This window comes from Variovorax raffinosi (assembly GCF_051216615.1).
Taxonomy (GTDB): domain Bacteria; phylum Pseudomonadota; class Gammaproteobacteria; order Burkholderiales; family Burkholderiaceae_C; genus Variovorax.
This window is the reverse complement of sequence record NZ_JBPJZR010000002.1, coordinates 605,076-624,642: the sequence shown is the minus strand read 5'-3', so window position 1 is coordinate 624,642 and position 19,567 is coordinate 605,076. Positions and strand designations below refer to the sequence as shown.

General features: G+C 67.8%; 20 protein-coding genes. 4 read left to right on the top strand and 16 right to left on the bottom strand.

The window, feature by feature from the left end; translation table 11 throughout:
• Nucleotides 1-2 precede the first annotated feature (2 nt).
• Nucleotides 3-824, top strand: a complete 822-nt coding sequence (locus ACSFB7_RS08980) for a PP2C family protein-serine/threonine phosphatase (RefSeq protein ID WP_435469132.1) — start codon at nt 3-5, stop codon at nt 822-824.
• Nucleotides 825-875: 51 nt separating this feature from the next.
• Here ACSFB7_RS08980 and ACSFB7_RS08975 read toward each other — a convergent pair whose 3' ends face one another.
• The 5 genes from ACSFB7_RS08975 to tssA all read right to left on the bottom strand — a co-directional run bounded on the left by ACSFB7_RS08975 (nt 876) and on the right by tssA (nt 5,268).
• Entirely contained in the window at nt 876-1,409 is a 534-nt protein-coding gene (locus tag ACSFB7_RS08975) for a peptidoglycan-binding domain-containing protein (RefSeq protein ID WP_435469130.1), read from the bottom strand.
• Between the two features lie 81 nt (nt 1,410-1,490).
• Nucleotides 1,491-1,970, bottom strand: coding sequence for an Hcp family type VI secretion system effector (locus ACSFB7_RS08970; RefSeq protein WP_435469128.1), 480 nt, complete (start codon nt 1,968-1,970; stop codon nt 1,491-1,493).
• Between the two features lie 161 nt (nt 1,971-2,131).
• Complete coding sequence (tssC, locus tag ACSFB7_RS08965; protein WP_435469127.1) at nt 2,132-3,625, bottom strand: type VI secretion system contractile sheath large subunit; 1,494 nt, start codon at nt 3,623-3,625, stop codon at nt 2,132-2,134.
• A 35-nt stretch (nt 3,626-3,660) separates the two neighbouring features.
• Complete coding sequence (gene tssB, locus ACSFB7_RS08960; RefSeq protein WP_435469126.1) at nt 3,661-4,176, bottom strand: type VI secretion system contractile sheath small subunit; 516 nt, start codon at nt 4,174-4,176, stop codon at nt 3,661-3,663.
• A 51-nt stretch (nt 4,177-4,227) separates the two neighbouring features.
• Complete coding sequence (tssA, locus tag ACSFB7_RS08955; protein WP_435469124.1) at nt 4,228-5,268, bottom strand: type VI secretion system protein TssA; 1,041 nt, start codon at nt 5,266-5,268, stop codon at nt 4,228-4,230.
• Nucleotides 5,269-5,339: 71 nt separating this feature from the next.
• Between tssA and tssJ the strand changes: the two genes are divergently transcribed.
• A complete protein-coding gene (gene tssJ, locus ACSFB7_RS08950) occupies nt 5,340-5,852 on the top strand; it encodes a type VI secretion system lipoprotein TssJ (RefSeq protein WP_435469122.1) in 513 nt (170 codons plus the stop codon).
• A gap of 17 nt (nt 5,853-5,869) precedes the next feature.
• Here tssJ and ACSFB7_RS08945 read toward each other — a convergent pair whose 3' ends face one another.
• Both ACSFB7_RS08945 and ACSFB7_RS08940 read right to left on the bottom strand, forming a co-directional pair.
• Nucleotides 5,870-7,003, bottom strand: a complete 1,134-nt coding sequence (locus ACSFB7_RS08945) for a type VI secretion system protein (protein ID WP_435469120.1) — start codon at nt 7,001-7,003, stop codon at nt 5,870-5,872.
• A complete protein-coding gene (locus tag ACSFB7_RS08940) occupies nt 7,000-8,325 on the bottom strand; it encodes a DotU family type IV/VI secretion system protein (RefSeq protein WP_435469118.1) in 1,326 nt (441 codons plus the stop codon). Before ACSFB7_RS08940 ends, ACSFB7_RS08945 begins: the two co-directional genes overlap by 4 nt.
• Nucleotides 8,326-8,568: 243 nt before the next feature.
• Between ACSFB7_RS08940 and ACSFB7_RS08935 the strand changes: the two genes are divergently transcribed.
• Entirely contained in the window at nt 8,569-9,249 is a 681-nt protein-coding gene (locus ACSFB7_RS08935) for a LuxR C-terminal-related transcriptional regulator (protein WP_435469116.1), read from the top strand.
• A gap of 18 nt (nt 9,250-9,267) precedes the next feature.
• On the opposite strand, the gene ACSFB7_RS08930 is transcribed toward ACSFB7_RS08935, so the two are convergent.
• The 8 genes from ACSFB7_RS08930 to ACSFB7_RS08895 form a co-directional block, all read right to left on the bottom strand.
• On the bottom strand, nt 9,268-11,637 hold the full coding sequence (locus ACSFB7_RS08930; RefSeq protein ID WP_435469114.1) for a TonB-dependent siderophore receptor: 2,370 nt from the start codon (nt 11,635-11,637) through the stop codon (nt 9,268-9,270).
• Between the two features lie 71 nt (nt 11,638-11,708).
• Nucleotides 11,709-12,725 (bottom strand): FecR domain-containing protein, encoded by a 1,017-nt coding sequence (locus ACSFB7_RS08925; RefSeq protein WP_435469112.1) that lies wholly within the window; start codon nt 12,723-12,725, stop codon nt 11,709-11,711.
• Complete coding sequence (locus ACSFB7_RS08920; protein ID WP_435469957.1) at nt 12,722-13,222, bottom strand: sigma-70 family RNA polymerase sigma factor; 501 nt, start codon at nt 13,220-13,222, stop codon at nt 12,722-12,724. The genes ACSFB7_RS08925 and ACSFB7_RS08920 overlap by 4 nt, the downstream gene beginning before the upstream one ends.
• 74 nt (nt 13,223-13,296) lie before the next feature.
• Nucleotides 13,297-13,632: a hypothetical protein gene (locus ACSFB7_RS08915; RefSeq protein ID WP_435469111.1), complete on the bottom strand. Its 336-nt coding sequence runs from the start codon at nt 13,630-13,632 to the stop codon at nt 13,297-13,299.
• 20 nt (nt 13,633-13,652) lie between these two features.
• Nucleotides 13,653-14,264, bottom strand: a complete 612-nt coding sequence (locus ACSFB7_RS08910) for a histidine kinase (RefSeq protein ID WP_435469109.1) — start codon at nt 14,262-14,264, stop codon at nt 13,653-13,655.
• A gap of 136 nt (nt 14,265-14,400) precedes the next feature.
• The gene (locus tag ACSFB7_RS08905; protein WP_435469107.1) at nt 14,401-14,715 is read right to left on the bottom strand and encodes a hypothetical protein; all 315 of its coding nucleotides are present in this window, start codon (nt 14,713-14,715) and stop codon (nt 14,401-14,403) included.
• 132 nt (nt 14,716-14,847) lie between these two features.
• Nucleotides 14,848-16,548, bottom strand: a complete 1,701-nt coding sequence (locus ACSFB7_RS08900; protein ID WP_435469105.1) for a 2-isopropylmalate synthase — start codon at nt 16,546-16,548, stop codon at nt 14,848-14,850.
• Nucleotides 16,549-16,884: 336 nt separating this feature from the next.
• Complete coding sequence (locus ACSFB7_RS08895; protein ID WP_435469103.1) at nt 16,885-17,643, bottom strand: SDR family NAD(P)-dependent oxidoreductase; 759 nt, start codon at nt 17,641-17,643, stop codon at nt 16,885-16,887.
• Between the two features lie 170 nt (nt 17,644-17,813).
• On the opposite strand from ACSFB7_RS08895, the gene ACSFB7_RS08890 reads away from it, so the two are divergent.
• A complete protein-coding gene (locus tag ACSFB7_RS08890; RefSeq protein ID WP_435469101.1) occupies nt 17,814-18,497 on the top strand; it encodes a hypothetical protein in 684 nt (227 codons plus the stop codon).
• A gap of 68 nt (nt 18,498-18,565) precedes the next feature.
• Here ACSFB7_RS08890 and ACSFB7_RS08885 read toward each other — a convergent pair whose 3' ends face one another.
• Nucleotides 18,566-19,540 carry a DMT family transporter gene (locus ACSFB7_RS08885; RefSeq protein ID WP_435469099.1) on the bottom strand — a complete coding sequence of 325 codons (975 nt, stop codon included), beginning with the start codon at nt 19,538-19,540 and terminating at the stop codon, nt 18,566-18,568.
• Nucleotides 19,541-19,567 lie beyond the last annotated feature (27 nt).

Here is a 19,567-nt window from a genome sequence, read left to right as displayed (position 1 = left end):
GCTTGGAAATCGAAATCGTCACGCTCTCCCGGCAGGGCGGCCGCAACTACAACGAAGACGTGTTCGGCCATTGGCATGACGAGCGCTACGTTGCATGCCTCGTGGCCGATGGCGCGGGCGGCCACGGCGGCGGCGACGTGGCGGCGGCCATCGCGCGCAGCAGCGTGCTGGGCGGCTTCTCGGCCGCGCCCGGTCTCGATGAGTCTGTGCTGCGCAGACTGGTCGAGCAGGCCAACCTCGATGTGGTGGCACGCCAGGCCGAAGGCGGCAAGCTCGCGGGCATGCGCTCGACCATCGTGTTCGCGGCCATCGATCTCGAAAGCCAGGCGCTGGCCTGGGTGCACAGCGGCGACAGCCGGGCCTACCTGTTTCGCGGCGGCGCCATCGTGGCGCGCACCACCGACCACAGCCTGGTGCAGCAGATGGTGGCCGGCGGCATGCTCGACGAAGAAGGCGCGCGGCTGCATCCGCAACGCAACATGCTGCTGTCGGCGCTGGGCTCGATCGAGGAGGCGCCTGACATCACGGTGTCGGATCGCATGCGCCTCTTGCCCGGCGACGTGCTGCTGCTGTGCAGCGACGGCGTGTGGGAGCCGCTGGGCGACGAGCTGCTGGTCGACACGCTGCACGCCTGCCGCACGCCGAGCCAGTGGACCGAGCTGCTCGATGCGCAGATCAGGGCCCATGCCAAGCCGGGCCATGACAACTACACGGCGCTGACGCTGTGGGTGATCCATGAAGACAGCGACGAGACGCGGCTGCTGGCCGAGGTCGACGAGCCGGTGGCCGCGCAGCCTGCAGCGTCGGCGAACGCCCAAAGCTGAACGCCGCCATGACGGCGGCGTTGACTTCCTGAGGCCGGGCTGCCGGCGTCTTCAGGGATTGAAGACAGGCTTCTTCGGCGCGTGGTAGGCGTACTGGTCCGGCACCTTCTTGCGCCGGTGCAATGCATCGCGCAGCGTAGGCGACGTTGACGGGTTGATCGGCAGATCCCGGTAGGAGTACCGGCCGGTGTCGATGTCCCCGAAGTGGCAAAAGCGCACCAGTAGCGTCAGCGCATAGGCCTCATGCTGGATCGGACTGGGCGAGCCTCCCATGAAAGGGTCCATCCGTCGGTCCGGTCGCATGGTCCATCCGTCGGCGGCCCGCAACGTGTCCTCGAACTGGTCGATGAAGCGCTGCGTCAACGGTCCGTAGTAGCCATCGACTGCCAGGGGGCCGGCATCCGCGGGCGGAAAGTACCGCTGCGACCGGCTTTCGCCGGGGTTGCCGTCGTGGTCGAAGTACAGGATGTTGAACAGCGACTGGACCAGCATGACGTCAGCCTTGGCATTGGTGCCCGTGACGCCCACCGCCCAGTCGATGTTGTAGGCGTGCCCGCCGAGGTTGGTGATGTAGGTGTGTGCCATGTGTGCTCCTTGGGCTGGCGGCGGCCGCCGGACGGCGTGCGTCGTCCGAATGCCGCCTGGCGCAGCACGGGTGTCGATGGCTTATCGGGTTTCCGTGGAGCCGACGTTCCAGCCGAACTTGACGTCGCCGGTGGTGGCGCCCTTGTCGTTCTGGGCCTTGTAGGAGAACTCGATGTCCTTGTACGTCACCGCGACGTTCTCCATCACGTCGCCGCCCTGCGATCCGGCCGGTGCGACGTGGGAGATGAAGACTTCCTTCATCGTGACCTTCAGGTATTCGCCCTGGCCGTCGCCGGACTTGCGGCAGGTCAGCACGGCGTCCTTGAAGTGCTTGCCGGTCACGCAGTTCTTGGCGAGCACCGGGGACGCCTTGTCGAAGGTATGCACGAAGTTGAAGACGCCCGGCGTTGCCTTGCCCTTGCCGGAGCCGCCGCCCGCGGCCGCACCCGAGGCATTGCTCACGTCCCACGACCAGGACGAGATTTCGATCTCGTCCTTGTGGTCCTTGTGGCTGGCTTCGCCGGTGACGCCGTCGAACTTGATGTGGAAATCGGATGCCATGTTGCTACTCCTGTTGGGCCCAAGATTCTTCGGGCGATGGGTTGATGACGATCTGTGAGGTTTCGGGCCTACCGCCTCGGGCCCCTTGGCCGCTGGCGGTAGTGCCTTGAAGACGAAAGAAACGCCGGGATTTCAAACACGCCCGACGGCCTATGCCACCGTCATGCGGCGGCCTTGCCCGAAGGCAGCTTCGACACCAGCCGCAGCGAGACCGTGAGGCCTTCGAGCTGGTAGTGCGGGCGCAGGAAGAACTTGGAGGTGTAGTAGCCGGGGTTGCCCTCGACCTCTTCCACCACCACCTCGGCGGCTGCCAGCGGCTTTTGCGACTTGGTGATTTCCGACGAATTGGCGGGATCGCCATCGACGTAATTCATGATCCATTTGTTGAGCCAGCGCTGCATGTCCTCGCGCTCCTTGAAGCTGCCGACCTTGTCGCGCACGATGCACTTCAGGTAGTGCGCAAAGCGGTTGCAGGCAAACAGGTAGGGAAGGCGCGCGGCCAGGTTGGCGTTGGCCGTGGCGTCCGGGTCGTCGTACTCGGCCGGCTTGTTGAGTGACTGCGCGCCGATGAAGGCCGCGAAGTCGGAGTTCTTGCGGTGGATCAGCGAGAGCAGTCCGGCCTTCGACAGCTCGGCTTCGCGCCGGTCGCTGATGGCGATCTCGGTGGGGCACTTCTGGTCGACGCCGCCGTCGTCGCTGGGGAATGTGTGCAGCGGCAGGTTTTCCACCGCGCCGCCCGACTCGATGCCGCGGATGCGCGAGCCCCAGCCGTAGAGCTTGTACGAGCGGTTGATGTTGGTCGCCATCGCATAGGCCGCGTTGGCCCAGGCGTACTTGCTGTGGTCGGCACCAGCCGTGTCTTCCTCGAAGTCGAACTCTTCCACTGGGTTGGTGTTGGCGCCGTAGGGCGTGCGCGCCAGGAAGCGCGGCATGCACATGCCCAGGTACTTGGAGTCGTCCGACTCGCGCAGGGTGCGCCAGCCGGCGTACTCGGGCGTGAGAAAAATCTTGGTCAGGTCGCGCGGGTTGGCCAGCTCCTGCCACGACTCCATCTGCATCAGGTTGGGGCTTGCGCCGGTGATGAAGGGCGCATGCGCCGAGGCGGCGATCTTGGCCATCTCGCCGAGCAGCTCGACGTCGGGCGGGCTCTGGTCGAAGTGGTAGTCGCCGACGATCGCGCCGAAGGGCTCGCCGCCGAACTGGCCGTACTCCTGTTCGTAGATCTTCTTGAACATCGGGCTCTGGTCCCAGGCCGCGCCCTTGAACTTCTTGAGGTTCTTGGCCAGCTCCACCTTCGAGATGTCCATCACCCGGATCTTCAGGTTCTCGTCGGTCTCGGTGTTGTTCACCATGTAGTGCAGGCCGCGCCATGCACTCTCGAGCTTCTGGTAGTCGGGGTGGTGAATGATCTTGTTCACCTGCTCGGTGAGCTTGGCGTCGATCGCGGCAATCATGGCCTGGATCGACTTGGTCACGTCCTTGCCGATGACGGTGCTGTTGCTCAGCGCCTGCTGCGCGAGCGTGAGCACGGCGGCTTCGACGGCGCTCTTGGCTTCGTCGCTGCGCGGCTTGAATTCCTTTTGCAGCAGCGACGAAAAATCGCTGCCCGCGTACGCGACATCTTTCAGCGCGCTCTGTTCGAGTGCTTCGGCCATGGTGGGTTACTCCTCGTTGCTCAAGTGGGGTTCATTCAGGCGGCCGGCGTGGCGCCGTCATCGGGCTTCTTGCTGGCGGCCAGCGTCTGCAGCAGGGCCGGGTCTTCGAGCACCTTGGCCAGCAGGTCTTCGGCGCCGCCCTTGCCGTCCATGTAGGTGACGAGGTTCGACAGCTGCGTGCGTGCCTCCAGCAGCTTGTTGAGCGCGCCGACCTTCTTGGCCACGGCGGCGGGCGAAAAGTCGTCCATGTTCTCGAAGGTCAGCTCGACCTTCAGGTCGCCTTCGCCGGTGAGCGAGTTCTCGACAGCGAATGCGGCGCGCGGCTTCATGGCCTTCATGCGCGAGTCGAAGTTGTCGACGTCGATCTCCAGGAACTTGCGGTCGACCACCGGCGCGAGCGGGTCGGCCGGCTTGCCCGACAGGTCGGCCAGCACACCCATCACGAAGGGCAGCTGGATCTTCTTTTCGGCGCCGTAGAGTTCGACGTCGTATTCGATCTGGACCCGTGGCGCCCGGTTGCGGGCGATGAATTTCTGACTGCTCTTGGCCATGGAGATGCTCCTTGCGGGTGTGAATGGGGTGCGGGTCGGGTTTTTGCCTAGTCACTCGGAAGGGCGTCTGCCCGTCACGGTTTCGATGGTGTCCATCGCGTTGGGCGCGAGGTTGGCCATGATCTCGAGGAAGCTCACGCCGATGAGCTTCTTGGCACGCTCGATCAGCAGCGGCGCGGGGTTGCCGGGCTCGGACTGTTCGAGATAGCGGATCACGCGGTCGAGCATCTGCACGGCGTCCTGCCGGCTCTGGATCTCGCCGCGCGGTGCGGCGGGGCGGGCGCTCGTGCCGGTCGCCTGCGATCCGTCGGCTCCGGTGTCCGCCGCGCCCGCCGGCGATTCTTCGGCTGCACCGGCGACGGCGCCGCAGGCTTTCTTCAGCACGCGCGCCACGGTGCGAAGCGGGCTCAGGTCGATCACGTCGGCGCGGCCGGTGCGTTCGACCAGCAGGGCCTGCAGCTTGTCGAGAAGGCCGAGCACGTCCACCGCGGCCTGCAGCAGTTCGGGCCGCGACGCCTGGATGGCCTCGATGCCGCCCTGCACCTGCGAGGCCGAGTAGGTGGCTTCGCCGCCCACGGCGTCCAGGACGTTGTGGGCGACGGCGATGTCGCGCACGCGGATCGGCCCGACGCCGGGGGCCATGCCCACCTGTGCGTCGTACAGCTCGCGCAGCATCGTCTGGTTTTCGTCGCAGAACGGCGCGAGCGCGTTCAGGCGCATCGTCGGGTCGTTGTCGTCGTCGGCATCCAGCTTTGGATGTATGCCGTCCCAGAAGGTGTCGAGCAGGCCGTTCAGCAACTGGAGCGCGGCGGTGAAGCCGGTCACGCCTTGCGTGCGCGTGGCGGCGCGCAGCAGCAGCACCGCGGCACGCACGTCCTTGCTGCGGCGCAGGATGGCATCGGCCTGTTCGGCCACGGCGCGCCACTCGGGCTCGACCGCGGGGATCAGGGTGTCGCCGAACTGCTGCTCGGGCTTGCCTTGCGCGGCGGCCACGAGCGCCGTGAAGTCCGCGTCGTACTCCAGGTCGTCGCCGCATGGCGAGGCCTCGCCGATGGGCGCGAGCAGTGCTTGTGCAAGTTCGGGAGTCAGCATGTTGCCTGTTGGAGTTCGCTGGTGATAATCAAAGATGCGTCAGGACCGGTCAATGCAACGAAGGGAATAGCATGCGCACGCTCGGTACACACCATTCGTCCTATGAAGGCTTTTCTGGCGGCGCTTCGCGGCGTCGCATCGCGGCCTTCGGCCTTGCTGCAGCGGGTCTTTTGATCGCGGGCTGCGCGAGCAAGCCGGTGGTCACGCCGGTGTCGATCACGCTCGTGGCAGGTGCCGATGCCAACCCCGACGCACGCGGGCGCGCCTCGCCGCTCACGGTGCGCGTGTATGTGCTGAAGTCGTCGGGGCCCTTCGAGGGCGCCGATTTCTTCTCGCTGTTTGAAAAAGACCAGGCCACGCTCGGCGCCGAACTCGTGCAACGCGAAGAAGCGCTGCTGCGGCCCGGCGAAAGCAAGAAGCTCGACCTCATCCTGCCGGCGGATGCCAAGGCCATCGGCGTGATGGCGGCATTCCGCGACCTCGACCGCGCGCGCTGGCGCGAGGTGCGCGCGGTGGAGCCGGGCAAGCCGCAAACACTCAACGTGACCTTCGGCGCGCGCCAGATCCGCATCGACGCGAAGTAGGCGCGGGGCTGCGGCCTTCACAGCGCGCCCATCCCGGTGTTGGAGGGCGGGCGCCCCGGCCGCACCAGCGGCTGGTCGGCCGGCAGGAAGTGCGTGAACAGGTCGTTGACGAAAGCGCCGCCGGTGGCTGGCGATGCCGAGGCGGTGAAGTACAGGCCGCGCCAGCGCGGCGCGCGCGAGCCCTTGCCATGGCCCTCGAACAGCACCTGCGCGAACTGCCGCAATGCAGGTTGCAGCGCGCGCACCGCTTCCACGAATTCATGAATCGCGAGCCGGCCCGCCGGCCCGGCCTGCTCGCGCAGCAGGGCCATGCGAAGGCCGTGCAACTGCCGTGCGATGGGATCGGACACGGCATCGAATCGCTCGCCGGCCGGCATGTCGATGACGGGGGACGGATCGGTCAGGCGGTGGCCCAGCACCTGCGCCAGCACCTCGGGCGGCAGGGCGCCGCGCAGCGTGGCATAGCCCGTGAGCTGTTCGAGCCCGGTCACCACGAGGTAGGTGGGCAACTGCAGGCGCAAGGTGTCGCTGGCCTCGTCGAGCACGCGGCGCAATCCGGCGGCCAGGGACTGCAGTTCCGTCGCATCCGCGTGCAGCAGGTCGCTGGCGCCGACGCATGCCACCAGGCCGTTGAGCGGCAGCCGTTCGCAGCGCTGCGCCAGCAGGCGCAACGATTGCAGCCACAGGCTGCGCAAGGGCGGCGTGCCGGCCGCATCGCCGACCGCATGCGGATGGATCTCGATGGCCACGGTCGCACCGGTCAGCCACCAGTGCCACCAGGCGCTGCCGGTGGGTTCGTGCTCGTGCTCGGGCGAGGGCACGCGTTCGCCGTGCGCCGTTGCGAGCAGGCCCTGCAGGTCGGCGGCGGCATTGCCGAAGAACAGGAGCCATGGAACGGGCGCGGCCGTTCGTGGCCTGGGTGCGTGGCGCAGGGCCTGCTGCGCCTGCTCCATGCTTTCCTTGAGGGCGTCGACTGCCAGCTCGCCGCTCTCGCTGGCCGGCAAGCCCAGCGCTTCGATGCGCCGCCGCAGCGCGCGGCGGCGCGCACCCCGGCCCGCGTCGTGCACCACGCCGTACAGCAGCGCGAAGCCGAGCGCGCACAGCGCCAGCAGGAGCCAGAAGCGGTCGGTGGGCGAGAGCAGGGCATTCATCGCGAGACCGTTTCGAGGAACACGAAGTCGGCGATCAGCCGCTCGCTGTTCTTGCTGGCCGCGAGCGCCTCGCGCAGCCGCAGCAGGTAGGCGGAGGCCAGTTCGTAGGGCGGCCGGTCGGAGGTTTCGCCGAAGGGCATCGGCGCCGACAGCACGGTGATCAGCACGTTGCCGAAGGGCGGGCTCACGAGCCAGCTCGATGGAATGTCGCGGCCCAGCTCCAGCGTTTCGCCGGCATGCAGCCGCGTGGGCGTCTGTCCGGTGTTCAGATGCATGACCGACCCGTCGGTGGTGTAGTAGTCGACCCAGATGTAGCTGTCGTGGCGTGGCGCCACCACCTGCACGCGCACGCTGTCGCCTTCGCGCAGCTTGCCGTCGCGGGCCGAGGGCGCGCTCACGTCGAGCCCGTAGGCCTTCTCGTGGTCGCGGGTCTGGTAGGGCTTGAGGATGGCGAACACCTCGCAGTGCGGCCACACGCGCAGGCCGACGTCGAAGCGCGGCGCCTTGACGCCGGGCATGGCGCTCACCTCGCGCTCGACCCTCGGCAGGTCACCGGGCAGCGAGACGAAGCCGCTCACCTGCGTGCGGCCTTCCTTGTCGACCGATGCCGTGAGGTCCGCGCAGGCAAAGCTCTGCAGATGCTGTTCGATGCGCTGTGCGAGCGTCGTGCCCGCTGCAGGCGGCCCGGTCGACCAGAGCCACAGCAGGTAGAGCAGGGGCAGCAGCAGGGCGAGCGCCGCGCCGCTGCGCAGCAGGGCCCGGTCGCGGCGGCGCGTGTCGTTGGGGCCGCGCGGGTCGGGCACGCTGTAGGGCTGCGGCGTGATGTGGTCTTGCGCCAGGCTGCCGGTGGCCAGCGGGCGAATTCGCAACTGCTGGCCGTGCAGGTCTTTGAGCTTGCCGAGTTCGCCCTGGTCGCCGTCCTCGAAGTAGTACTGGCCCTTGAAGCCCAGCGCCATCGCGTGCCAGTAGACCTCGCGCACTTCGTCGTCCTGCGCCGTCAGGGCTGAGAGGTGGTGGAAGAACTCGCTGTGCGCGTTGCTGGAGTTGAAGAGCTGCGCCTGCAGCGGCGGTGCGCCGCCGGCCGCGCCGGGGTGACGCGCAAGGATCTCGTCGATCCACGCGACCATGGCGAACGCGGCCGATTCGACCTGCGGCGCGGGCGTGCCCGATGCGTCGGCGTCGTTGCGTGCCGCGTCGAGCAGCCGCAGCGCCTGTTGCTGCGCCGCATCGTGCGACAGGGTGGAGCGGCCGTCGGCAATCGCGGCGTCGAGCGCGAGGCCGAATGCGATGAATGCCGAGAAGCAGTCGAACAGGCGGGCCATGACTGTGCCCCCGTTCAGTGGTGCATTGCGAAGGATGCCTTGTACCGGCGTCTGCAGCGATGGCACATGCCCATGTCCCCGGTTCCTTCGAGTGGGTGTTCATTCTTTCAAAGGGGTTGCGGCAGGCGCCATACCGCTTGGGGTCTATGCCGTTGGTGGGGCTGGCGGCCTTGCTGCGCGGGGCAATCGCCGGTATCTTCGGCATCCGCCAGCTCGACGCATGCTGGGACACGGGGAAAAGCCATGAAAATCCTGATCGCCGACGACCACAGGCTCGTCATCGAGGCGGTCAAAGCCAAGTTGTCGGAGCTGGAGCCCGGTATCGAATTCGTCCTGGCGTTGAGCGTCGACGAATTGCTTGCCGGGGCCACCGACGACCTCGACCTGGCCCTGATCGACCTGAACATGCCCGGCGCGGACGGCCAGGCGCACATCGACGAAATCCGCAGGCGCCATCCGGCCGTGCCGGTGATCGTGCTGTCTGGCTACGAAGACCCGGCCATCATGCGCAGTGCCCTCGAACGCGGCGTGCTCGGGTTCATACCGAAGGCCTACTCGCCTGAGGTCATGCTGTCGGCGGTGCGGCTGGTGCTGGCCGGCGGCGTGTACGTGCCGCCGATGATGCTGACGGCGCTGCCGCCCGGCATCGTGGCCGGCGTGACGCCGCCGTCGAACGGCGAGACATTGACGCGCGGCGGCAACCAGACGCTGGAGCATCTGCGCAGCGTGCTGACCGAGCGCCAGGTCGAGGTGCTGCAACTGCTGTCGCAGGGCAAGCCCAACAAGCTGATCGGGCGCAGCCTGGGCATCAGCGAGGGCACGGTCAAGATCCACCTGGCCGCGATCTTCCGCGCGCTGAACGTGCGCAACCGCACCGAGGCGGTGGTGGCGGCGCAGGCGCTGACCGAGGCGCAGCAGGCCTGAGCCGAGCCCGAACAGGCGCTACCAGCGGAAGGTGGCCTTTGCCTGCAGCGCGCGGCCCTGGCCGTAGTACTGGCCGTAACCCGCAACATAAGTCTTGTTGAACAGGTTGGTCGCGTTCAGCGCGAAGCTGTAGGGGCCGTGCTCGTAGCGCAGTGCCGCATCGACCAGCGTGTAGGCCGGGTTGTACAGGCTGTTGTCCGCGCTGGCCGGCACCTTGTCGACATAGCGCACGCCGCCGCCGATGCTCCAGCCGCGCAATTCGGAATTGGCGAAGCGGTAGTCCAGCCACAGCGACGCGGTCTTGCGCGCGGTCTGCACCGGCTGCTTGCCGATTTCGGCGGGGTTCAGGCTGCGGGTGATCTTCGCGTCGAGAAAGGTGTAGCTGGCCACCAGCTTGAGCTGTTTCGTCAGCGCGGCCCTCGCCTCGAACTCGGGGCCGCGCGTGCGCACTTCGCCGATCTGTGCCGTGGGGTTGAACAGGTACGGGTTGAAAGTCGTGACGTTGTTCTTGCGCAGGTCGAAGGCCGAGATGGTGAACAGCGCATCCAGGCCCGGGGGACGGTACTTCAGCCCCACTTCGAGCTGGCGCCCGAGTTCCGGCTTGAAGAGCGATCCGTTCGCAAGGGCCCCGGGCAGTGGCGTGAACGAGGTCGAGTAGCTGAAGTAGGGGGCCAGTCCGTTGGGCGCGAGGTACAGCAGGCCCGCGTTGTAGGTGGTCTTCGTGTCCGCGCCGGGCGTCGTCAGCAGGCTGCCGCCGTAGCTGTTGCGGGACTGGTCCCGCCGCACGGCCAGCCCCAGCGACCACGGGCCCGCGCGCATCTGGTCCTGCACATAGAGACCGTACTGCGTCAGCCCGTCGGTCGTGACGGCCGATCCGAACGAGGTCGAGCTGAACACGGGTGCGATCGCCGGCACGGTCACCGGTGCGCCGTAGACCGGCGCGAAGGCATCGATGGAAGACGCGGGGCCCGTGCCGCTTCTCTTGTCGCTCACGTAGCGCTGGTAGTCCATGCCCAGCAGCAGCGTGTGCGCGACCGGCCCGGTGCGAAAGCGCCCTTCGACCTGGGTGTCGAGCGCAAAGGTGCGGCTCTTGTCGACCAGGCGCCGCACGGCGCGATTGAGCGTGCGCTGGTCGCTCTGGAAGGACTCGCCGTAGACCTGCTGGTAGTCGATGTCGAGCGCGGCATAGCGCGCGTTCTGGCGCAGGGTCCAGTTGTCGTTGAACTGGTGCGCCAGCAGGAAGGTGACCGAGGACGCGTTGCGGTTGTAGTGGTCCACGCCCGGTTCTCCCACGAAGCGGTCGCGGGGAATGCGGCCGTAGGGGTTCGGCGTGAGGAGCGCGCCCACCGGCCATGCGCTCTCGGGCGTCATGCGGTCGCGCGTGACCTCGGCCAGCAGCGTGATCTTTGTGCGCGACGAAGGCTTCCAGGTCAGGGCCGGTGCGATGAAGTTGCGGTCGTCGCGCGAGAAATCGGTCTGGCCGCCGCTGCTGCGAAACAGGCCGTTGAGCCGGAACATCAGGCTGCCGTCGGCGTTCAGCGCGCCGCCCAGGTCGAAGCTGCCCTGGTAGCGGCTGTTGTTGCCGATGGACAGGCCGACCTCGCGCACCGCTTCGGCCGAAGGGCGCTTGGACACCATGTTGATCACGCCGCCCGGCGCGGCCGGGTCGTAGACCGCGCCCGGCCCCTTCAGCAGCTCCACGCGCTCCAGTCCCTGCGGCTCGATCAGCCAGCCCGAGTAGGTGCTCGAGGTGTAGAGCTTGAAGCCGTCGAGGAACTCGGCCGGTGCGAAGCCGCGCACCGTCAGCGACGACAGGCGCGGGTCGTAGCCCTTCACCTCGGTCAGCACGCCGGCCGAGTAGCGCAGCGACTGCTCGACGGTGTGCACCGCCTGGTCGTCCATCTGCTCGCGCGTGACCACGGTGACGGCGCGCGGCGTCTCGATCAGCGGCGTGTCGGTGCGGGTCGCGGTGGCGCTGCGCTGCGCGATGTAGCCGTGCACCGGGCCATCTGCGCGTTCGGCCTCGGCTTCGGCGGTCACGGTGAGCGTGGGCAGTGCGACATTGCCGGCGGCCTGCGCCTGCACGGGCGTGGCGGGTTGCACCGAATAGGCGCCGCTGCTTCCGCGCGCGGCTTCCAGCCGATGGGGCAGGAGCAGCGCGGCCAGCCCTTCGGTGACGGTGAGGCTGCCCGAGAGCGCATCGGCCTGCTTGCCGCGCACCAGCGCCGGGTCGAACGACAGCGTGATGCCGGCCTGGCGCGCGAGCCTGTTGAGCGCGTCTTCGAGCGGGCCCGCGGGCACCTCGAAAGTGACGCGCGCGGCATCGCCCGCCTGGGCCCAGGCGCGTTCGGCAGGCACGGCCCATCCCACCGCGGTGCCGAACAGCATCGCGTGAAGCAAAGTGGGCCTTGCCGCAAGGGACCGCCAGAACCCGTGAGGGCGGCCCTGAAAAATCCGTCTCAACGTCTGGAAACAGTCAATGTGTCCCCCGTGCTGCTTTCAAGCCGAACCGGCAAGGTGCGCACCAGCGCTTCGAGCGCGCGGCCGACCGGGTCGGGGCCGCCGAGCTGGAACACGCCCGACACCCGAAGCGATGCCACGTCCGCATCGCATTGCAGCGGTGTGCTGCGGTAGCGCGCCAGTTCGGCCACGAAGGCATCCAGGCGCATCTGCTTGGCCACCAGCGCGCCGTCGGTCCAGGCATCGGTCTCGAAGCTGCGGTCGACGATGCGTTGGGGCTCGGCGGTGTTGGCGCGAATGATGTAGCCGTCGCCGGCCTGCGCGATCACGGCGGGCGCATCGCCGGCATGAATGGCCACGCGGCCTTCGGTCATCGACAGCCGCGTTTCGTTGTCCGCCTGGCGCACGCCGAAGCGCGTGCCCAGCGCCTCGAAGCGCGCATGCGGCGCCTCGACCCAGAAGCTGCGGTGGCCGAGCATCGCGCCGCTGTCGGCGCCGGTGCGCACGAAGAGTTCGCCGCGGCGCAGCACGATCAGGCGGCGCCGTGGCGAGAACATCACCTGCACCTCGGAGCCGGTGTTGAGGTTCAGCTCGGTGCCGTCGGCCAGCATCACGCGCTTGCGCTCGCCGATGGCGGTGGCGTATTCGGCGCGCTGCACCCAGGGCGCCTGGCGCCAGACGAAAAGGCCGAGCACGCCGCCGGTGGCGGCCAGGCCCATGACGCCCAGCGCACGGCGCCGGCTCTGGGTGCGCATGCGGGTGGCCGCCTGCAGCGCGCCGTGGGCCAGCGCGCCGTTCACCGGAGGCACCTGGCGGAAGGCGTCTTCGACGGTCTGCACCTGCTGCCAGGCCTGCTCGTGCGTGGGATGAGCGGCGCGCCAGGCGTTGCAGGCTTCGTGCGCCCGGTCGTCGGCGGCGCCGGAGCCCAGGCGTACGGCCCAGGCGATGGCCTGGTCGAGCAGGTCGCCGGGGCTTTCGCTGCCGGGGGCGGCTGTGGAGGGGAATGCGGGTTTCATCGCAGCGAGAGGCAATGGCGGATCGCGCTTGCCATGTATTTTTCGACCGAACTCAGGCTCACGTCCAGGCGCTGCGCGATCTCCGGATAGCTCAGGCCGTCGAGCCGGGACAGCAGGAAGGCGCTGCGCGCCTTGGGCGCGAGCCCGTCGAGCATGGTGTCGATGCGCATCAGCGCCTCGACCAGCAGCAACTGGGTTTCGGGCGAGGGCGCCTGCGGCTCGGGCAGGCTGGCGATGGCTTCGAGGCAGGCGCGCTCCAGCGTGCGGCGCCGGACATGGTCGACCACGAGGCCGTGCGCAATGGTGGTGAGCCAGGCGCGGGGCTCGCGCGCCTCGGTGGCTTCGCGCGGACGGCCCAACACGCGCAGGAATGTGTCTTGCGCGAGGTCGGCGGCATCGCCGGCGTTGCCGAGCTTGCGGCGCAGCCAGCCCACCAGCCAGCCATGGTGGTCACCGTAGAGCGTCTCTACATTGCGGTGGGGAGGGCGGTCCGGCATGAAGGAGGGATGCAAGTCGTTCGGGAACGCAGCGAGGGTCGCGAGCATGAGTCTGTCTCACTGGGTTGACATATTTAAACAGCGAATTCGTCCGGCCTGGACGACGAGGTGGTCTTGACGGCCATGCGCGCGGCTTTCGGGGCCGGGCAGCGCAGGCTCTGGCGCGGGGTTCCTTCGCCTCCCTTGCGGGGGCTCGTCTGCATGATCGGCGCCAGCGTGGACAGGTTGGTGCTGGCGGAGGGCTTGGCGGGTTTCTGCGGCCCGCAGGTGCCGAAATTGATGGAGACGGCCAGGCCGATGGCCGCGCAGCCGATGCAGCCCCAGTCCCGCAGGCGCGACAGGGTGGGCGCGGCCGCATTGCCGGCGTCGCGGGTGGGCGGCTGGGGCGAAGGGATGTATCGCAGCGTCATGGTCAGGCCCTGCGTCGGCATCAGAGGATCGCGGCCGATGCGGGCGTGTCGCGCTGGCCGTGCAGCGGAAACCGCACGGTGAGGCAGGCGTCGCCCAGCGGCGAAGGCGCGGCGTAGATGCGCGCGCCGTGCCGTGCCGCGATCGTCTGGCAGGCCAGCACGCGGGCGGCCGTCGTGCTGTCGGCCGTGGCGAAAGCGTGCGAGAGGCGGGGCGCGCCCACGCTGGCGTCGCGCCAGTTGATCACCGCATGCGGGCCTTCGGCGCGGGCCAGCACATGCAGCGTGGTGTCTTTGCGCAGCGCGCCGGCCGCCACGTCGAGGATGTGCGCGACAAGCTGGAACAGGTCGGCCGGGACCGCGGTGATGGTCAGCGGATCGTCCGGCAGGAAAAGATCGAGGTGGATGCCCAGGCGCGCCAGCATCGGCCCATGGGCCTGGGGCATCGCGCGCAGCGGTTGCCGCAGGTCCACGCGCTCGCGGTCGGCGTGGGGCTCCTGCCGGTGGACGCCGGGGCCCGGCGTGCCCGTCGGCGCGAGGGTGCGCAGCCCGAATGCCTTGCCCGTCAGCCAGGCGGCACCGAGGGCCAGAAGAGAGGGCGCGGCCAGGCCGGGGGCGCTGGTGCTGGCGCTCATGCGGCCTCCGGGCGGGCGGCGATGGGGGAAGTTGGCTGAAGCATGACGAGGCGGCTCCTCTTGGGGTTTCAGGTGAATGCATCCGTATGCCGAACGGGCCTGCCAAAACCCGTAATGGCAGCGCGAAAAAACCGTGTCAGGGGGTGTTGTCGGTGCGCTTGCCGGCACCACGGTCTTTTTTCGGTTCCGCCAGCAGCATCACCAGCATCACGACGTGCAGCACGACGACCAGCGCCGCGGAACCCAGCATCAGCCAGTGCTCCGATGCATCCCTGGCCCAGGCGCCGAAGTTGTCGCGCCCGAAGAAGTACCAGCCCGCGAGGCTCACGATCGGCATGGCGAGGGTGAGCGCGATCCAGAACACCTGGGGCAGCGCGAACGAGGAAGCACCGTGCGCGGGACGTGTGTCCAGCGGCACGATGCGGGCATGCGGAGGGATTTCAGGGCACATGGCGGATGAGGTCCTCTGTCGGTTTCAGATGAATTCATCCTGTTGCCGAACGAGGGCGCGGAAACCCGTAATGGGGGGCGAAAAAAAGATCGGGGCCGGGGCAAGCCATGGGGTGGCTTGCCCCGCTTCTCGCTAGCCGATGGCTGGAGACCCTGCGCGCGCCGCCTGCAATGCGACACCCAGACGGTTGAACGCGTTGAGCGTGGCCAGGACGGAGGCGGTCGCGATGCTTTCGTGGATGCCGACGCCGAAGCGGCTGCCGGCGGTGGACGGATGCGCGACCTCCACGATGGCGATGGATCGGGCGTCCGCGCCCGACCCCAGGCTGCGCTGCTCGTAGCTGTCCACGCGGACGGATGGGTTCAGTGCGGCGATGGTCGCCGCAATCGGCCCGTTGCCCTGGCCGCTCAGTGCGAATGCGCCGCCACTCGCCGTGCTGTCGAGTTCCAGGTGCAGCGTGTCGCCATCGACGCCGTCTCCCAGTGCGTGGGCGACATACCGGCAGGCGTGGGTCTTGCGCGATGGGGCGAGGTAGGTCTCCTGGAAAATGCGCCAGATTTCCTCGCTGCTGATTTCAGTCTCGCTCGCCTCGGCGTGCTTTTGCACGATCGCACTGAACTCGATCTGCATCCGGCGCGGCATCACGACGCCGTGGTCACGTTCGAGCAGGTAGGCGATGCCGCCTTTGCCCGACTGGCTGTTGACACGCACGATGCTGTCGTAGGTCCGTCCGATGTCGTGGGGGTCGATGGGCAGATACGGTACGCGCCAGGGCCCGTCCGCGGTTTGCACGGCGAAGCCCTTGGAGATGGCATCCTGGTGCGAGCCCGAGAAGGCCGTAAAGACCAGATCGCCCACGTACGGATGCCGGGGGTGAATCGGCAGCGACGTGCATTCCTCGGCGATGCGCGCAACAGCGGCAATGTCGGAGAAGTCGAGCCTGGGAGAAATGCCTTGTGCATAAAGGTTCAGCGCCAGCGTGACGATGTCGACATTCCCGCTGCGTTCGCCGTTGCCGAACAGGCAGCCCTCGACGCGCTGCGCACCGGCCAACAGTGCCTGTTCGGCGCAGGCCACGCCGGTGCCGCGGTCGTTGTGCGGATGTACCGACAGCACGACATGTTCGCGCCGTGCGAGGCGCCGGTGCATCCACTCGATCTGGTCCGCGAACACGTTGGGCGTTGTCACCTCCACCGTCGTTGGCAGGTTGATGATCATCGGCCGCGTGGGGCCGGCGTCCCAGGCGGCAATGGCCGCATTGCACACGGCGAGCGAAACCTCCAGTTCGGCCATGCAGAAGGTCTCGGGTGAATACTGGAGCACCCACTGCGTCTCGCAAGCCTCGTCGGTCAGTTGGCGCAGCAGGCGAATGTTCTGCTCCACCATCGTGATGATCTGCGGCACGCTCAGCCCGAAGACGATCTCGCGCCAGGCCGGCGCGACGGCGTTGTAGAAGTGCACGATCGCCCGTCGCGCGCCACGCACGCTGCGCACCGTTTCGCGGATCAGGTCTTCGCGCAGTTGGGTCATCACCATCGGCGTGACGTCGTGCGGAATCAGGCCGTCGTCCACGAGGTGGCGGACGATGTCGAAGTCGGTCTTCGAGCCGGCGGGAAAGCCGACCTCGATTTCCTTGAACCCGAGCCGCACGAGTTCATTGAACAGCTTGAGCTTGCGCGGTCGGCTCATGGGTTCGAACAGCGCCTGGTTACCGTCGCGCATGTCCGTGGACAGCCATGCAGGCGCCTGCGTGAGGGTGCGGGAGGGCCAGGTCCGATCGGGCAGATCGACTGTCGGATACAGGCGGTATTTGGTGTGTGGCTGAGCAAGCATGTGAACCTCGAAAAGGGAGTCGGAAAAAGTCCTGGCTCCCCTGCTTCCTTCGGGAAGCTGATCGAGGTTGGGGTCAGGGGGAATCAGGACAGGTCGTGGCGCAAGCGAGTGCGCCCGGACCCCAACGAGGGGGCAGGGACGAGATCGCTAGTCGCAGGAAATGAGGGGCGGGCACGGCCAACTGGTTCTTGACGGGAGTTGGTTTCATCGTAGGTCGAGGTGAAAGGGCCTTCTATGTCTGGATGGACAACATGCACTTAGAAAAGGACACCTTTTGCCAAAAGCCTCTTGCGGTGTTCAGGCCCTGCGCGACTGCGCTGCGCCGCCCCAGACGCTTTATCGAGCCGTCCAGCCGCCGTCGACCACCAGCTCGGCGCCGGCCATGAATGCGGAGTCTTCGCTTGCCAGAAACACGGCGGCGGTTGCGACTTCATCGGGCGTTCCCAGCCTGCCGAGGACCGTCGATGCCTCGAAGGTCCGGCGAAGCGCCTGCGGGTCGCTGTGGGATGCGAACACGTCCTCAAGAAGCTGCGTCGTCACCGGCCCCGGGCACAGGCTGTTGACCCGGATGCCTTCGCGCCCGTGGTCGATGGCCATGGCCTTGCTCAGCATGACGACCCCGCCCTTGGACGCGCAATAGGCCGCGACATTGGCCTCGCCCACGAGTCCGAGTTCCGAGGCGACATTCACGATCACGCCCTTCTTCTGCTTGCGCATGATCGGGATCACGGCCCTCGAACACAGGAACACGCCCTTGAGGTTCACGGCCATGAGCTGATCCCACTCGGCCACGCTGGTGTCGACGATGGTTTTTGCAAATTCGATGCCCGCGTTGTTCACGAGGATGTCGATCCGGCCGTAAGCCTGCAATGTTTTTTCCGCGAGCGCGGCCACGTCGGACTCGCTGGAAACATCGGCCTTGACGTAGATGGCGTCGGCGCCGTTCCTGCGAAACGCTTCTGCTTCCTGCGTTGCGTCGACCACGTCGGCGAAGACCACGCGCGCGCCTTCGGAGAGAAAACGGGCGGCAATCGCGTAGCCGATGCCGCGCTTGGCGCCCGTCACGATGGCCACTTTGTCTTTGAGCTTCATCATCGCTTGTGTTTGTGGAGACAGGGCATCTTGCATCGGCGTTGAAGTGCCAAACAAGAGCCTGGACATGGGCGAGCCCGAGGCCGCACTTGAAGCGCCGTAGTCCCACATGGCGGCCACGGAAGTGCCGTTAGGGTGTAGAGCCTGGCGTCAACGACATGAAGGAGATTCCCATGGCCTTTACCCTCACGCAGGCACGCGTGCTTCTGACAGCCGCCGAGCTCGCGATCTTCGACCAGAGCCGCGCGGGCCCGGTCAAGGAGCTCACCGCCGCACGGCTGCGCGCAAAGGTGACGCGCGCACGCGCCCTGCGCGACAAGTACCGCGATCTGTACCGGCGCCAGACCGTCGCAACGCGCGGTGCGCGCGCCGGCAAGCGATCGGCAGCCGGTGGCGACAACGAGCGCACGCAGAAGAAGGCCACGGTCTTCGCGGAAGTGCTGGAGCGTTTTGAGGCCCGCTTGGCCCAGTTGGACGCCGCTGAGGCCCGGCAGGCCAAGGGCTCGCGCAGTCCTGGCACCGGCGTCGCCGCGGCATCGAAGACCGCGCGACCGGGCAAGGCACGAAAAAAGGCAGCCAAGCCGCTGAGCCTGAAGACCGCCGTCAAGCAGGCGCTGGAACTCAAGCATGCCGCGCTCGCGGTCGCGCCTGTGGCCGATCATTCGGCGAAGGCGCCTGCAGCGCTGTCGCCCCTTGCTTCCGCTGCTGCCGGCACAGCACCGTTGGCTGCACCCCTGGACATCAATCCGCGTGCCGCCCGCCTGAATCCGCTGAAGGAGCGGGCGGAGAACATCGCGCTCCACGCGCACTCCGGCTCGCAGAATCGCCGCGCCCAGGGCAAGCGCGACAGTCGATAGGCACGCAGCCGCAGTCGGGTGCCTGAAGCATCGCGGCCTGGTTGGCGCGGGCGGCGTGGCAACGACCATCAGGCCCTGCTGCTGCTACTGCGCACCATCCCCAGCGCAATGCCGCCGAGGATGAGCCCCAACGCCGCCAGCAAGGCCACGCTGAGCGGCTCCCGCAGCGCGATCGACGAGCACACGATGCCGATCACCGGCACGCCCAGCAGCCCGAGCGATGTCGTCGTCGCCGGCAGCATGCGGTTGACCGTGGTCATGGCCCAGGAGGCCAGCGCAATGCCGAACAGCCCGCCGTAGAGCAACTGCGAGGCCAGTGTCAGGTTCCATTCGATGTGCGGCATGCCTTCGATGGCCACGGCCATCGGTAGCAACAGGCAACTGGCGAGCAGCGCATGCCAGAACACCAGCTCGAAGGGCGGTGTCACCCACTTGTGCGCGCGCACGTAGAGGATGCTGCCGGCCCAGGAGAGGGCAGCCAGCAGCACCGCCGCGTTGCCAGCCACCGCGCGCCGGTCGTGCCAGTCGAAGCTCAGTGGATTGAAGATCAGCAACAGCCCCGCAAGGCCCAGGCCCGCGCCGAGCAGCCGCCAGCGCGTGGGCACCTCGCCCAGCAGCAGCCAGGCACCGGGCACGACCCATAGCGGCGTCGTGTAGGCCAGCACCACCGAGCGGCCGGCCGACACGTGCTGCAGGCCCACGCTGCACAGCACGGAGAACGCCGTCATGTGCAAGACGCCGACGCTCAGGATGACCGGGATGTCCGCGCGCCTGGGCAGCACCAGTCGTCGGGTCAGCACGCACAGCACGAGCACGGCCAGGGCGCCCACGGCCGTTCTCAATGCGACGGTCCAGATCGGCGGCAAGTAAGCGAGCGTGGCCTTGCCCACCGGCCAGTTGATGCCCCAGACGATGGCCACGGTGGCCAGCAGCCAGAGCGCGGTGTGCGAAGGCTTGGGCGATGTGTTGCGCGGCGCATCGACGGCTGGCTCGGGCGCGCGGACCACGGCGAGGTGTGTGGCGGGAGTGGTGGAAGAAGTCATTCGGTGGCCGGATCACTAGGACTGGAC

Excerpts from the sequence above, each read along its gene's own strand:
- ACSFB7_RS08970 (WP_435469128.1), bottom strand. The coding sequence starts at position 1,970 with ATGGCATCCGATTTCCACATCAAGTTCGACGGCGTCACCGGCGAAGCC.
- ACSFB7_RS08930 (WP_435469114.1), bottom strand. The coding sequence starts at position 11,637 with ATGCTGTTCGGCACCGCGGTGGGATGGGCCGTGCCTGCCGAACGCGCC.
- tssB (WP_435469126.1), bottom strand. The coding sequence starts at position 4,176 with ATGGCCAAGAGCAGTCAGAAATTCATCGCCCGCAACCGGGCGCCACGG.
- tssA (WP_435469124.1), bottom strand. The coding sequence starts at position 5,268 with ATGCTGACTCCCGAACTTGCACAAGCACTGCTCGCGCCCATCGGCGAG.
- ACSFB7_RS08925 (WP_435469112.1), bottom strand. The coding sequence starts at position 12,725 with ATGAAACCCGCATTCCCCTCCACAGCCGCCCCCGGCAGCGAAAGCCCC.
- ACSFB7_RS08915 (WP_435469111.1), bottom strand. The coding sequence starts at position 13,632 with ATGACGCTGCGATACATCCCTTCGCCCCAGCCGCCCACCCGCGACGCC.
- ACSFB7_RS08905 (WP_435469107.1), bottom strand. The coding sequence starts at position 14,715 with ATGTGCCCTGAAATCCCTCCGCATGCCCGCATCGTGCCGCTGGACACA.
- ACSFB7_RS08920 (WP_435469957.1), bottom strand. The coding sequence starts at position 13,222 with ATGCCGGACCGCCCTCCCCACCGCAATGTAGAGACGCTCTACGGTGAC.
- tssJ (WP_435469122.1), top strand. The coding sequence starts at position 5,340 with ATGCGCACGCTCGGTACACACCATTCGTCCTATGAAGGCTTTTCTGGC.
- ACSFB7_RS08975 (WP_435469130.1), bottom strand. The coding sequence starts at position 1,409 with ATGGCACACACCTACATCACCAACCTCGGCGGGCACGCCTACAACATC.
- ACSFB7_RS08885 (WP_435469099.1), bottom strand. The coding sequence starts at position 19,540 with ATGACTTCTTCCACCACTCCCGCCACACACCTCGCCGTGGTCCGCGCG.
- ACSFB7_RS08910 (WP_435469109.1), bottom strand. The coding sequence starts at position 14,264 with ATGAGCGCCAGCACCAGCGCCCCCGGCCTGGCCGCGCCCTCTCTTCTG.
- ACSFB7_RS08945 (WP_435469120.1), bottom strand. The coding sequence starts at position 7,003 with ATGAATGCCCTGCTCTCGCCCACCGACCGCTTCTGGCTCCTGCTGGCG.
- ACSFB7_RS08935 (WP_435469116.1), top strand. The coding sequence starts at position 8,569 with ATGAAAATCCTGATCGCCGACGACCACAGGCTCGTCATCGAGGCGGTC.
- ACSFB7_RS08940 (WP_435469118.1), bottom strand. The coding sequence starts at position 8,325 with ATGGCCCGCCTGTTCGACTGCTTCTCGGCATTCATCGCATTCGGCCTC.
- ACSFB7_RS08895 (WP_435469103.1), bottom strand. The coding sequence starts at position 17,643 with ATGATGAAGCTCAAAGACAAAGTGGCCATCGTGACGGGCGCCAAGCGC.
- ACSFB7_RS08890 (WP_435469101.1), top strand. The coding sequence starts at position 17,814 with ATGGCCTTTACCCTCACGCAGGCACGCGTGCTTCTGACAGCCGCCGAG.
- tssC (WP_435469127.1), bottom strand. The coding sequence starts at position 3,625 with ATGGCCGAAGCACTCGAACAGAGCGCGCTGAAAGATGTCGCGTACGCG.
- ACSFB7_RS08900 (WP_435469105.1), bottom strand. The coding sequence starts at position 16,548 with ATGCTTGCTCAGCCACACACCAAATACCGCCTGTATCCGACAGTCGAT.